The 13,278-nt window shown below is 47.7% G+C and carries 14 protein-coding genes; 5 read left to right on the forward strand and 9 right to left on the reverse strand.

Features of this window, described 5'->3' with window-relative positions; translation table 11 throughout:
- The 7 genes from AC5JR3_RS02400 to hpsE (AC5JR3_RS02430) all read right to left on the reverse strand — a co-directional run.
- Positions 1-912, reverse strand: a 912-nt coding sequence (locus AC5JR3_RS02400) for a GumC domain-containing protein (protein WP_495842686.1), incomplete at its 3' end; no start/stop codon positions are given.
- 149 nt (positions 913-1,061) lie between these two features.
- Complete coding sequence (locus AC5JR3_RS02405) at positions 1,062-2,309, reverse strand: polysaccharide biosynthesis/export family protein (protein WP_495842688.1); 1,248 nt, start codon at positions 2,307-2,309, stop codon at positions 1,062-1,064.
- Positions 2,310-2,669: 360 nt separating this feature from the next.
- On the reverse strand, positions 2,670-3,374 hold the full coding sequence (locus AC5JR3_RS02410) for a cyanoexosortase B system-associated protein (RefSeq protein WP_495842690.1): 705 nt from the start codon (positions 3,372-3,374) through the stop codon (positions 2,670-2,672).
- A gap of 11 nt (positions 3,375-3,385) precedes the next feature.
- Positions 3,386-4,258, reverse strand: coding sequence for a cyanoexosortase B (crtB, locus tag AC5JR3_RS02415; protein ID WP_495842692.1), 873 nt, complete (start codon positions 4,256-4,258; stop codon positions 3,386-3,388).
- Between the two features lie 6 nt (positions 4,259-4,264).
- Complete coding sequence (locus AC5JR3_RS02420) at positions 4,265-5,434, reverse strand: DegT/DnrJ/EryC1/StrS family aminotransferase (RefSeq protein WP_495842694.1); 1,170 nt, start codon at positions 5,432-5,434, stop codon at positions 4,265-4,267.
- Positions 5,435-5,558: 124 nt separating this feature from the next.
- Positions 5,559-6,515 (reverse strand): hormogonium polysaccharide biosynthesis glycosyltransferase HpsE, encoded by a 957-nt coding sequence (hpsE, locus tag AC5JR3_RS02425; protein ID WP_495842696.1) that lies wholly within the window; start codon positions 6,513-6,515, stop codon positions 5,559-5,561.
- 53 nt (positions 6,516-6,568) lie between these two features.
- The gene (gene hpsE, locus AC5JR3_RS02430) at positions 6,569-7,531 is read right to left on the reverse strand and encodes a hormogonium polysaccharide biosynthesis glycosyltransferase HpsE (RefSeq protein ID WP_495842698.1); all 963 of its coding nucleotides are present in this window, start codon (positions 7,529-7,531) and stop codon (positions 6,569-6,571) included.
- A 167-nt stretch (positions 7,532-7,698) separates the two neighbouring features.
- Between hpsE (AC5JR3_RS02430) and AC5JR3_RS02435 the strand changes: the two genes are divergently transcribed.
- Complete coding sequence (locus AC5JR3_RS02435) at positions 7,699-7,905, forward strand: element excision factor XisH family protein (RefSeq protein WP_495842700.1); 207 nt, start codon at positions 7,699-7,701, stop codon at positions 7,903-7,905.
- On the forward strand, positions 7,893-8,237 hold the full coding sequence (locus AC5JR3_RS02440) for a XisI protein (RefSeq protein ID WP_495842702.1): 345 nt from the start codon (positions 7,893-7,895) through the stop codon (positions 8,235-8,237). The genes AC5JR3_RS02435 and AC5JR3_RS02440 overlap by 13 nt, the downstream gene beginning before the upstream one ends.
- A gap of 259 nt (positions 8,238-8,496) precedes the next feature.
- Here AC5JR3_RS02440 and uvrB read toward each other — a convergent pair whose 3' ends face one another.
- A complete protein-coding gene (gene uvrB, locus AC5JR3_RS02445; protein WP_495842704.1) occupies positions 8,497-10,494 on the reverse strand; it encodes an excinuclease ABC subunit UvrB in 1,998 nt (665 codons plus the stop codon).
- Positions 10,495-11,040: 546 nt separating this feature from the next.
- Between uvrB and AC5JR3_RS02450 the strand changes: the two genes are divergently transcribed.
- From AC5JR3_RS02450 to AC5JR3_RS02460, 3 genes are all read left to right on the forward strand, one after another.
- Complete coding sequence (locus tag AC5JR3_RS02450; RefSeq protein WP_495842706.1) at positions 11,041-11,223, forward strand: CsbD family protein; 183 nt, start codon at positions 11,041-11,043, stop codon at positions 11,221-11,223.
- Between the two features lie 115 nt (positions 11,224-11,338).
- Entirely contained in the window at positions 11,339-11,773 is a 435-nt protein-coding gene (locus AC5JR3_RS02455; protein ID WP_495842708.1) for a hypothetical protein, read from the forward strand.
- Between the two features lie 83 nt (positions 11,774-11,856).
- Positions 11,857-12,381 carry a hypothetical protein gene (locus AC5JR3_RS02460; protein ID WP_495842710.1) on the forward strand — a complete coding sequence of 175 codons (525 nt, stop codon included), beginning with the start codon at positions 11,857-11,859 and terminating at the stop codon, positions 12,379-12,381.
- Positions 12,382-12,511: 130 nt separating this feature from the next.
- Here the strand turns inward: AC5JR3_RS02460 and rpe are convergent, their stop codons facing one another.
- Positions 12,512-13,219, reverse strand: a complete 708-nt coding sequence (gene rpe / locus AC5JR3_RS02465; protein ID WP_495842712.1) for a ribulose-phosphate 3-epimerase — start codon at positions 13,217-13,219, stop codon at positions 12,512-12,514.
- Positions 13,220-13,278: the final 59 nt, after the last annotated feature.

Raw genomic sequence — 13,278 nt, forward strand, 5'->3', positions numbered from 1 at the left:
GAGGGGAGCGGCTACCCCAGCACCACCGATCACCTCTGCGGCTCGTTGCCTTAATAAGTCGTTATAGGACTGTTGCTGTTTACGCAAATCCACCATTTGTGGATGTTCCGGACGCAAGTTCTTACTGAGAATTTCAATCTGCGTCTCCGTTTGCAAAATCTGCCCTCGCAAGTTAGCAATAATTGGGTCAGCACTGAGGGCGGAAGAGGCATAAGCCTGCTCCGGTGTTAATCCTAACTTGCTTTGAATACTCCGCATTTGAGCTTCAATGCCTTCGATGGTCAGTTGCAACTGCCGCTGCTGCTGTTGGCTAGCTGTGATCGAATTGACTAATGTACCATCTTGAGCGGCAAATAAAACTGGCCCTTCCGTCCGGTTATACTTCTCTAAATTCTGTTCAGCCTCTCTGAGTTCCTTACTCACCGCAGGCAATCGTTGACCAATTGAATCGATGGTGGCGCGTAAGCGGGCGGTATTTATCAAACGGCTTTGCTCAACCATGGCGGTTTGCAATGCTTCCACAACCTTTGCCGCTTCTTGGGGATTGTCATCGGTGTAGAGGACTCCAATAATCGGGGGGTCATCTTCTTCAGGAAGCCTGACATTTGCTTTTTGTCGTAGTTCTTGCGGTTGCTCGTTAACCTGCGCTGCCACAGTTTGGATGAGATTGTCCGCCAACAACAGTTCTTTGGTAAATTGCTTACCTTGCTCCTGAATTTGTTGCCCAGTGGTTGAGAAGGATGGCGGAGCGCTATTGAGTGCCAGGGTACCCATGGCTCTATAGATTGGCTCTGGCGGTGGCTTCAGGGCAACAACACCTGATACTCCCACAACAAGACCAAAGCTGGCTAATGCCAAGAGCTTGTGTCGATCTAAGGTAATGAGAAAACGCTTAACAATCGGTGGAGTCATGGAAGCTCAAATGGTGTAAGTCACCCTTGCTCAATGAAGAGTTTCAGTTTTTATTATGGCGTTTAAGATTTTAAGTGGCGCGATCGCGCGCTTGTAACTTAACATCTAATCCCTCTATTTCCTCAGTACAGTAGGGGCAATGATGATGTTTAATCGTCAATGTCGTCTATCGATGGACTAAATATATTAGTTGCGCCCTCTTCCAGTTCTCGGAAAAAGAGCAAAAAGCCTAAAATGTCCCGGAACGGTTGAGTAAATACACTTAAGGCATAGGTAATTCGGGAAACTAAGCTGCGACCAACCACAACAACATCATTGTTCTGGAGGGGAACATTTTGAGACACATCTCCCATCAGTACCCTTCTACCATCAAGTTTCTGAGTGATTGCCTTACCTTGTTCCGCATCGAAGCGAATTAAGGCAATATCCTTCAAATTGGCATTACGCGGATTAGGGCCAATCGCTGTCAACACGTCAAGAAACGTACTGCCATTTGGCAAAACCACTGTGCCAATATTTTCATTGGCGTAGCTCAAAACTCTGATAGTAATTTGTTGTTGCGCCACGCTAGAGCGAGAAACTAAGGTGCGGTCGTAGGTTTGCACCGTGGCGGCATCAATTTTGGGGATAACAACAGCATCGCCATCTTGCAGGCGCAATTCTGGCAAGCTTCCCCCATTCAGCAAGGGGGTAAATAAATCCACTCGCTGCTCAATTGTAGAACCATCAACCAGCGATCGCCGCACCAAAATTGACCGCAAGTCAGCCATCGTCGTACTTCCCCCAGCCGTCAGCAGGGCAGCCGTCAGTTGAGAGCCAGGAGCCAGGGCATAATACCCTGGTTTAAATACTTCCCCCGTCACCGTCACCTGAGCCGCTCGTTGTCCCGCCAGCCCAACAAAGACCTCTGGGTCGATGACAAAGCGGTTGAAGCCAAAGCGCAGGCGTTCTTGTATTTCCTCTAAGGTCAGTCCCTGCAACGACACAGTGCCCAATAGTGGGGCAACAACATTTCCTTCCACATTCAGAGCCGCTTGAAAATTGAGGTCAGGAAAGCGGGGAACTGTCACCGAAATGGCATCTCCCGGCCCCAAACGATAGCGGCTAAACTGAGCTGGAGGACTAACCACGGCATTATCGGGGTAGCCCAAAGGAGGCGGGGCACTAAGAGGGTCAAAGGTTTCCCCTGGCCCAAAAACTGGAGCTTGGTTAAAGTTATCCAAATTCGCTGGGGGGGCAGGCAACGCCGGGAGTTGAGCCACAACCTTTTCTGTCAAAACCCCTGAATTCAGCATCCATACTAAAGCTGCACTTGACAGCGTGGAGGCGGTTGAGTAAAGTCCAGCCAGGGAAAAGGCTGTAAGGCGGTGCCAGCGATAGTGCAACGTTTGAGACATAGAAGTTAGTCAACTGAAGGCTGAAGTGTGAAGTATGAAGTTTCAACCCCATAAACAAATTCAGGGGCTTGAACTCAGGACGCTAGTGATGGTTTGACGTCTAAACGGCTGACTCCATCAGAGATTTTTCTGCTCTCCCCCATTTAAAAAACGGGAGAGAGAGGATTGGGCTTTCGCTTTTCATCCTTCATACTTTTTAGTCACGTTTTTGCCAATAGCTAATCATTAAAGTAATTAGTCACTAGCGATGAGACTCCTGTGTAGCGTGTTGATAGCAAAAGGCTATAACTAGTTTCCTAGTCGCTACCCTTGGCGACCGACAGGCTAACTCATTGCCTAAACCTCAAAGGCAAGCTTAGCTTAACGGGGACGCGCGAGAGGGCCAGACATCAAGGCTGTCTGGACAGATTCTCCTAAAGATTGTGCCAAGGGTTGAGACGCCTCTAAGTCGCCTAAAGGTTCCATGGGAATTTTCAGGGAGACAGCAACCCAAGGAACGCGGCGACGACGCAACTGTGCCAGTTGGTCTGCCCAGAACCAGCGACTGGGAACTGCTGTGCCGCCATGTGGCGTGGCATACCACTGCACCACGGCAAAGGTTTGTCGCTGATTCCATGCCCGAAAGAAACGGGCGTTCACCGAGGCAGAGTTGGCTCCCTTCCCTGGCGGCACTTGAAAGCGTAGCTGACGATAAGAGTCTGTTTTCCATTGCTCAAACCCGTTAATGTCTAACCACTCCACTTCCGGCTGGGCTTTATGGTCACGTTGGGGAAGCAGCAGCAACAAGACGGGCTTAGAGTTTTTTGGTGCGATCTCCTGCGCCGACCATTTATGACCGCCAACCTGTATTTCCTGTTGCTCTAAGGTTTCAATTCCCGGCACATCTAACCCGACACTGCGGATTGAGCGAATTTCTGAAAGATTTTTCACCTCTGGGGGCTGCGCCCAAGACCAGTTGCCCTGCAAGTAACTGGGAACGGCACCAATGATCACTAGCATTCCCAAAAAAACCACCAGGATGAGCCGGGAAGCAGGAAATCGCCCGATAGATTTAGGCATACTCATACTGAAGATTTTCATGCGTCAGAAGGCGGAAAAAAGTGTTCAATGCCATTGAGGAGGAGAACCAGCGAACCCAGCATACAGGCAGAATAAACATCACCTCCCCATCCTTCGTGCAACCACACAAAGGCACCGTCATTGCCCGTGCCGTGAAAGAAGGTCAGCAGAGTATTGCGGACGATGTTAGCACTGACACTAATGATTACTGTTCCGGATAAAAACCAAATTGTGGTCTGTCGGGAAACCCATGCCCCAGTCCAGTAAAGCAACATCATTGCTACATAAAGACTGGTAAATAACATCTTTAACCCCGCACAATAGGGGGCAACTTCCACCAATCGTCCGCCGACTAGTAAGTAAATCTCCTCAACGGTGACATCAATGCCAAATTGCACGAGGATGAAGCCAGCCGTTCCGGCAATAAATTTCTGAAGCGGTAAAGTGTAAGGCGCTATCAGGTAAGGTACGGCGGTGGGGGTGGCGAGAAACACAAGTAGCAGCGGGAAGCTTTGCAATCTGAAGCCTGAAAGCCCTTTCAACCACAGGCAAAGTCCAGCCAACACGGCTGGAAAGGATAAATTTACTAACTCAGAAGTGCCCGTTAAGTAAAATACTGCCCCGACAGCTAGTAAAGCCGCTCCCAATGGATGGCTATTATCGGGTAGCTGACGCCACTTTTGGCGGTTCGTCCAACTAATGTAGGTAGCAAAGGGCAAACCGATTAAGCCGTGGCTGAAATATTCATGCTCAATGCTGATGCTTTTATTGAGCCAGCCATCTAGCCAATGAATCAGTAGTGGGGCGTAAAGCAGGCTCAATGAGGCGAGAATCAGCGCACTCAGGAGATAGCGTTCGAGGGAAATGGGAATTTTGCTTCGATATTGCATGACAGTTTAGCCCGCGATCGCGGCAACAGAATCAGTGTTCACAAATGCTTGTAGTGCCTCGACGACATCATGAACTTGAGTATGGCTCAAGCCTGGGTACATCGGCAGAGACAAAATTTCGGTGGTCAGGGCTTCAGCGACGGGAAAGTCACCCTCCTTGTAGCCTAAGGGTTGGTAAGCTGGCTGGAGATGGCAGGGAAGGGGATAGTGGATGCCCGTCTGAATGCCAAAATCGGCAAGTTTAGCCTGGAGAGTGTCTCGGCTCAACGGACAGTTGGCGGTAATGCGAAGGATGTACAAATGGTAAATGTGACCGCTGCTGCTTTGATTTTGGAGAGGGAAAATGCCTAGCGATCGCATGGGTTCCAATAAGCGATCGTACTCTTGAGCGGCACTCAGTCGTTGCTGATTCCAAGATGTTAAGTGAGGCAGCTTGACATTGAGAATAGCCGCTTGCAGAGTATCTAAACGGCTATTGGTGCCCAAATCGGAGTGGAAGTACTTGCGAGGTGCGCCATAATTACGGATCGAGCGTGCTTTTTTTGCCACTTCCGGATCGCTGGTGATAATCATCCCCCCATCCCCGTAAGCCCCCAAATTTTTACTGGGGTAAAAACTAAATGCCGCTGCTGTACCAATGGAACCCGCCCGATACCCTTCTCGCTCGGCTAAGTGTGCCTGTGCTGCGTCTTCAAAAATGATTAACTTGTGATTAGCCGCAAACTCTTTTAACTGATGGGGCGATACCATCTGCCCGTAGAGATGCACGGGTAAGATTGCCTTGGTTTTAGCATTTACCGCCTTATGTGCCGCTTTTAGGTCAATTAACGCTGTTTCTGGCTCACAATCTACTAATATCGGTGTTGCACCCGCTCTGAGGACGCCAATCAAGGTAGCCACAAAGGTGTTTGCAGGTAAAATCACCTCATCCCCAGCACCGATACCGCAGGCTTGTAAACCCAAGGCGATCGCATCTGTTCCTGACGCTACACCGATACCGTACTGAACGCCACTTGCCTGAGCAAACGCCGCTTCAAAATCGCTCAAAGCTTTTCCGAGAACAAAGTCCCCTCGCTGGATTGTTGTCTGAATTGCCTGTTCGATCTCGGCAGCAATTGGCTGGTGTTGCAGCGAGAGGTCAACAAATGGGACTTTTACAGCAGCAGCGTTAGTCATATAGGGTCGAAAGATTAATTGGTAGCAGCAGGCACTAAAGTAACTGCTTCTCTATTTATGACGAATGTAACCGACTCTGAACACCCCAAAACTGTCAAGAGTTTGTAAAGCTTTCTATCTCTTTCTATTTATGGCGTTGAAAGCTTCTTCTTAAATAAACCAAAGGACTTAACATACTGCCAAAATGAAACTCCATCTCGCAGGCAGTAACTACATCAGTTTTCAGTTGCTGTCGGTACTTAATCCGGTAGTTAATGACTCGCCGGAGGTTGCCGAGAAAGGTTCTCGTGATCACAATTGGCACTTGCCAAGGTTTAGCATTGATCACCCGTAGTTGACAAGTCGCTAAACCACAACCGCGAGAAATTGAGAGCAAATAATCTCGTTCTAGACGCCAGTGAGGAATTTGGTGATCAGTGTGCATGGCAGGGTTGTACCAGATTTCCCAACCCGCTTTATGGAGATACAACAACGGCTCATAATCATCCCCTTGCACCATAATTCCGGGGAGTTTTCCGCTGAGACGAGGGCGTTCCGGAACGCTATCACACCAGGCTTGTTTGCGAACTACCAAAGCCGCACCGGGGGGAAGCCGGATATTTTCTGGTTCAAATTTATGAGGTGTAGAACCGTGTTCTCTAATCGCTAGAAAAGCTTGAATTCTTTCAAAGTTTTCTGGCGGTTTACCTTCAAGATTTCCATGGATTTGACCGCCAAAAGCCCCCGCTTTGGGATGTTCTTGAGCAAAAGAATAAGCCGCCGCAATCCAATCTGAGTTAGGCAAATTATCATCATCCAGAAACCCAATTAATGCTCCTTGAGCTTCTCGAACTGCTCGCAGTCGCGCAAAGGCTGCACCTTGTTGAGCTTCAAAGCCATACCGCAAGGGATAGGGATGATGCCAGTTGGCTTGATACTCTTGAATTACTTTCGCTGTGGCGTCTTTGCTGTTGTTGTCAATGATGATTATTTCCCAGTTGAGGCAGTCGATACCAGTTTGCGATCGCAGTCGCTCTAAAATGGCTGGTAAGCGCTGTTCTCCGTTATAGGTCGGAATAGCAACTGTGAAGTCAACTGGCATAGAGAGTTGTTAGTTGTTGGTTTGTAGTTATCCGGTCTTGGCTAAGAAATTTTCTATTTATTTCTACTCAAGTAGCCATTCTTCCACAGATAAAACGGGCTGATTAAACTACTTAAAAATAGCTGCATTTCGCAAGCGGCAATTAAGTCAGTTTTGACCCGAACGTTGTATTTCAGTAAGTGCAGAGTAATTTTCCGCAGGTCATTGACTGTGTAAGCCATAAAAACCATCGGTTTCAACCAAGGCTTAACGCTTACCATCCGAGTCACATAGCGGCTGAGTCCAATCCCTCGAAAGAAGGGGATCAAGTAATCTCTCTCTAAGCGCCAATGGGGAATTTTGTGGTCAAGTTGCATCGCTGGGTTGTACCAAATTTCCCAACCTTTAACTTGAATGTAAGACAGCATCTCCAAATCTTCACTCGTCACCATACTCTTACTGGTGCGTCCGGTTAAAACGAGTTGTGCAGGAACGCTCTCTAACCAAGCTTGTTTTCGCACCACCAATCCGGCGGAGGGGGGTAAGAGTTTCTTACTAGGTTCATAGTAGAGGGGTTCAGAACCGCGTTCAGTTATGGCGAGGAAGGGGGCGAGGCGGTAAAAATTTTCGGGGGGTGTAACTTCGTAAGCACCGTGAATTTGGCTCCCGTAAGCTCCAGCCTTTGGGTATTTTTGAGCAAAAGCGCAGGCGGCGGCTATCCAATCTGTGGCGGGAATATTGTCATCATCTAAGAAGCCAATTAACTCTCCCCTTGCTTCTGTGAAGGCGCGGTGGCGAGCAAAGGCGGCTCCTTGTTTGGGTTCAAAGCAGTACTTTAAGGGATAAGGTTTCGACCAGTTGGCTTGGTGGGCTTGCACGACAGCGGCGGTGTTGTCGGTGCTGTTGTTGTCTACAACGATAATTTCCCAGCTAATGGAGTCGATATCAGTTTGCGATCGCAGTTGCTCAAGCACCTCTGGGAGGCGTTTTGCTCCGTTGTAGGTCGGGATTGCTACGGTCAAATCAACCGAAGACATTGTTTTTCCCACTGTGGTTTAAAAAACTTTCAATCTTAGTATGCCCAGTTTTGTGCCAAAAATTGGCATAGGGCAGAGATTTTTAGGCGTTGCTTGGTAGAGGAGCCGTTTAACAAAGTGTGTTGCAACGCACCCTAAAAGTAGGATTACCATCAAAAATATAAGATTTGAAAGAGGCTCTCGGTCAGTATGACATCTATCGTTATCTTCTAGAGGCAACAACACCAGACCGTAAACTTTATGTTGCTATCAGTGCAGTCGTTTATAAAAGCTTCTTCAATCAGGATGTGATTCAACTGATTCTCTCTCGGCATCAGCTTCCACTCATTGTTGTAGACATAGAAGCAGAGGAGATTACGCAATGGATAAATTAATTGAGTACCCCAAGTTAATCAAGCGCATCTTAAAGGAATATATAGAAGCCTGCAATCGCCGTTCTGATCGAGACATTGAAACATTTCTGGTCGCAGATGAGCCAAATAATCACTATATTTGGATAAATCTTGGTTGGCAGAACGGAGAACGCATTACTGGCATGACTGTCTACGTTCGCATTCGTGATGGCAAATTCTGGATCGAGGAAGATTGGACTGAAGATGGTATTGCAACTGACCTAGTTCGTGCGGGTGTTCCCAAGGAAGATATTGTGTTGGCATTCCACGAGCCAAAGATGAGACAGTACACAGATTTTGCAGTTGCATCGTAGTGGTGGTGCAGGCTAACAAGCCGATGGGCGATCGCACTATAGCTTTGCTTCGCATCTAAGCCCATTTATTCAGAGAAATGTACTTTTTATACTTTTAGCAATCGCTAAATTTCCCTTTCTTTACCCTTGGCGCTCCCCGTGTTAAGAGTGGAACCGCACTCACCTTTCTCAGTTGATTGAGTTGCCAAACGAGGTAATAAAAGTAGCGGCACTTAATCATCAAATAATTAAGTGCCACTTTATCTTGAGACGGAAAGATTTATCGACCTAGCAACTTGTCTCGCAGGTGCTTAATGCGATCGCGATATTTTGCCGCCTCCTCAAACTCTAGTGACGCCGCCGCTACCTTCATCTGGGCTTCTAGCTGCTGAATTAAAGCCGGAATCTGTTCTAAGGGCAAATCGTCTGCTTGCTCGTAGACCTCTTCAATCTGTTGAGCATTTAGGCGGCGCGAAACATTTAAGAACGCCAGAATAGCATTACTTGACTTTTTGACAATCGGTTGAGGGGTAATGCCGTGCTTCTCGTTATATTCAAGTTGGATTACCCGACGACGCTCTGTTTCCTCAATCGCTCTTGCCATGCTATTGGTTAGGTTATCAGCATAGAGGATCGCTTGTCCTCGGACGTGACGAGCAGCTCGACCGATAGTTTGAATAAGCGATCGCTCCGCCCGTAAAAATCCTTCCTTATCCGCATCTAAAATTGCCACCAGCGAGACTTCTGGCAAATCCAAGCCTTCCCGCAACAGGTTGACCCCAACCAACACATCAAATTCCCCCTCGCGCAACGATTGCAAGATCTCAATCCGCTCAATCGAGTTAATCTCCGAGTGGAGATAGCGCACCTGGATGCCTCGTTCTTGCAGATACTCAGTCAGGTCTTCCGCCATCCGCTTTGTCAAAGTTGTAACGAGGGTTCGTTCTTTCTTATCTATCCGGTCTTTAATCTCGCCCAAAAGATCATCCACCTGACCTTCAGAGGGGCGAACAAAGATTTCTGGGTCAACCACACCCGTTGGACGAATCACTTGTTCAATTACCCGCCCGTCCGACTGTTCGATCTCCCAATTTCCCGGTGTTGCAGAAACAAAGATGCACTGTTTCACATTCGCCCACACTTCCTCAGACTTCAAGGGACGGTTATCCGCCGCACTGGGAAGACGAAAGCCATGCTCAATTAGCACCCGCTTTCTTGCCTGGTCGCCGTTATACATCCCCCGCATTTGTGGGACACTAACGTGGGATTCATCCACCACCAGCAGCCAATCGTCGGGAAAGTAATCGAGCAAGCACTCTGGAGGTTCCCCCGCCTTGCGCCCTGCTAGGTGACGAGAATAGTTCTCAACACCGTTGCAGTAGCCGACTTCCCGCAGCAGTTCCAGGTCGTAGCGGGAGCGCTGTTCTAAACGCTGGGCTTCTAAAAGTTTCCCCGCCTTCTCTAATACTTCTAATTGTTCCTTGAGTTCTGCCTCAATGGCATTGCAGGCTTCTTCTAGGCGGTCTTCAGGGGTCACGAAGTGACGCGCCGGGTAAACGTTCAACCCCTGTAAGCTTTGGAGAATCTCACCCGTTACGGGATCAACGTAGCGAATGGCATCAATTTCATCGCCAAAGAATTCGACGCGGATAATGCGGTCTTCGTAGGCAGGGCCAATTTCTAAGACATCGCCCTTCACCCGGAAGCGTCCGCGCCCCATATCGATGTCATTGCGGGAATACTGCACCGAGGCTAAGTCTCGTAGCAGTTGGCGCTGGTCAATTTCCATGCCCACACGGAACGGAATAGAGGCTTTTAGGTATTCTGAGGGCATCCCCAAGCCGTAAATGCAGCTAATGGAGGCAACAACGATGACATCCCGGCGCTCAAAGAGCGATCGCGTTGCTGAGTGCCGCAGCATATCAATTTCATCATTGATGGCAGCGGTTTTCTCTATATAGGTATCGGTAACGGGAATATAAGCTTCTGGTTGGTAGTAGTCGTAGTAAGAGACAAAATACTCAACGGCATTGTCGGGAAAAAATTCCCGCAGCTCATTACATAGCTGGGCGGCAAGGGTTTTGTTATGGGCAAGGACGAGGGTGGGTTTGCCAAGGTTTTCGATGACGCTGGCGACGGTGTAGGTTTTGCCTGTCCCTGTTGCCCCTAGTAGGGTTTGGTAGCGATGTCTCTCTTGCAGGCTGGCGGTGAGTTGGGCGATCGCTTTAGGTTGGTCGCCTGTGGGTTTGAAGGGCGCGTTGAGGTGAAATTGCGTCATGGCGATTGATTAGGCTGGCTCTATTTAATATGCTAAGCAACCGTAACGGCTTTGGGTGCGATCGTCTGTATAGCAGGAATTACGCCAGTAATTTGTATATCCGCTATCGGTAGGGGTAAGTCGTAATGCCATGCCCCTACAAATGTAGTTTCTGAAGTCAGAAAATGCGTAAGTCCTATCTAAATCAACCCCAATAAGAATTTACCTAATTCCCAGAAATCCGTTTTTTCCTAATAGTCAGGTTTTTTGCAGAATATGGCAGACAATCACCAGCCTTTGGTTTACGTCGATCCCTGATATGCAGGTAAGTAGATCGGGGATAGAAGGAAAACTCACTTCCTCCAATCCTGAGGCTTGATGGTTGTTGAGATTGAGCAAATTTTCAAAAAACTGACTCAAATTTTGTTGAGGAGACGTTGCTCAACTTGTGCTTTAGGAAGAGAAATCTCTAACTGCCAATATATCTACAGACGGACGAATAGAAAACATTTCTTAGTTATGTTGGATACATAAGACCACTGTATTGTAAGCAGGAGAAATAAGATCATGAGTACAGAAGATAAAGCTAAAGCAACAGCCAAAAATATTGAAGGTAAAGCTCAAGAAGCCATGGGTAATGTGACTGGCGATCCTGAAGATAAAGCTAAAGGTCAAGCCAAGCAAGCGGAAGGTGAAGCACGTCATGCCGCTGAAGACGTGAAAGATAAGGCGAAAGATGCCCTTAATTAATCATAAGGTGTAGTTTCAGGGTCTAGCTGATGTAAAGATCATCTAGACCCTTTACTATCCCTACATTTGTATAAACATTTAGAAAAGTAAGTTTAGCAAGGAGAAGGAATTAACCGTGAGTTTATTTCATAAAGGACGCAAGTTTCTAACCACACTAATGGCGGTGCTGCTGATTGTTACAGCAACGGCTTGTGGTGGAACGACCCAAGCCACTAAAACCAACGTTCCTAGTATCACGAGTAGCCAAGGTAGCTATGCTCAACTAGAACGAGGAAACACGGCAGTTGGACAGGAATTCGGGAATTGGGTTGTTCAAACGGCTAGCGGATTAGTCAATGATGCTTATATCCGGGACAACGATAAATTGGGTGTGGTAATTACGCCCCAAGTAAAACCAACAGAAGTTAAAACATTAACGAGATCGTTGATGCAAGGCTTTCAGCATAATTTCCCAAACCGCGACCTCAAGGTGTTAGTTTATGCTCCCGATAAGCAACTGATTTTGACGGCTAATTACAATAATCAAAGCCATCAAATTCAGTATCAATAAGCAAGCTTTAAGTCAACGGTAAAAATAACTAGCAAAATCCCAGGGTTTTGTTAGTAAATTTAACAAAAATTTAGGAGACAAAAATGTCAAGTAGTGAACAATATAAACGCCAGATAATGAATGACTTGGCGCAAGGAAATGTCGAGTCATTAGATAATGTTCCTGCCAGTCCGGCTCAGGATTATCAAAACTTTGATGACTTTGCTCAACGTTCTTCAAAGGAAGAGCGACGCCAAATCTTCGGGAGGTCTCTCCATCCTGATAAGATTCCTGTGAGCCAGATGGAGCCAGAGTTGAAGAAGGCGATTGACCAAATCAAGCCGAACGAGCGTGACGATGTGGCAAAGGATTTCTTGAAGCGCTTAAAAGAACGCGGACTTAGCGATCGCGATTTGGAAAAACAGCTCAGTCTCTCTACTCATCATGCTAGCCGCATGACGTCGGATGATGTCAGCCGTTTAGCAGGCTTTACCTATCACAATCACCCAGACATTTTCCAAGATGTCTTGGCAGACAAGCCAGCGCTGATGAAGTTCTTGAGCAATCCTGTAGTGGGTGCAGTTCTGGGCGCGATCGCTGTTAAGTGGTTGGGTAACCACAGAAACTAGGAACGACTCCCGATAGGGGTGCTGATGCTGGGAATGTATCAACTTAAATTTGATTAATCAAAAAGGCGATCTATTTATAGATCGCCTTTTTCTTCTGGATATTTTTTGAAAAGGAACCAAACCCAATAAATTAAACGGTGGCGAGTTCCGGTTCAGGGCGCTTGCTGTTGCGAATACCTTCAATCGCTGCAGCGTAGTCCTTCGCCTTAAACACAGCGGAACCTGCAACGATCGCGTTTGCGCCAGCTTCTATCACTTGCCAGGTGTTGTTACCTTTGAGTCCGCCATCCACTTCGATCCAAGGATCGAGTCCGCGTTCGTCGCACATCTGACGCAACTGACGGATTTTCGGCAAGACACCGGGAATGAAGCTTTGTCCACCAAAGCCAGGGTTGACGCTCATAATCAGCACCAAGTCGCACAGTTCCAGAACGTAATCAATTAGCTCTAAGGGAGAACCAGGATTGAGTACAACGCCAGCTTTCTTGCCAAGTTCTTTGATTTGACCCAAGGTGCGGTGCAAATGAGGTGAAGCATTATGCTCGGCGTGGACATAGATGTGGTCAGCACCCGCCTTGGCAAAATCTTCAACGTACTTCTCTGGTTCCACGATCATCAAGTGGACATCCAAAGGCTTTGTGGTGACAGGGCGGATTGCTTCAACAATCAGAGGACCGATGGTGATATTGGGGACAAACCGACCATCCATCACATCAACATGAATCCAGTCGGCACCAGCGGCATCCACCGCTTTAATTTCTTCCCCCAGCCGACTGAAGTCCGCTGATAGGATAGAAGGAGCAACAACGATGGGCTTCTGGGATTGGCTTTGGGTCATGATTGGTTATACTCTCCTGGGTCCTCTGTCGTAATCCAGTTTAACAAAATCTTCAGAAA

Source organism: Kastovskya adunca, from assembly GCF_059505785.1.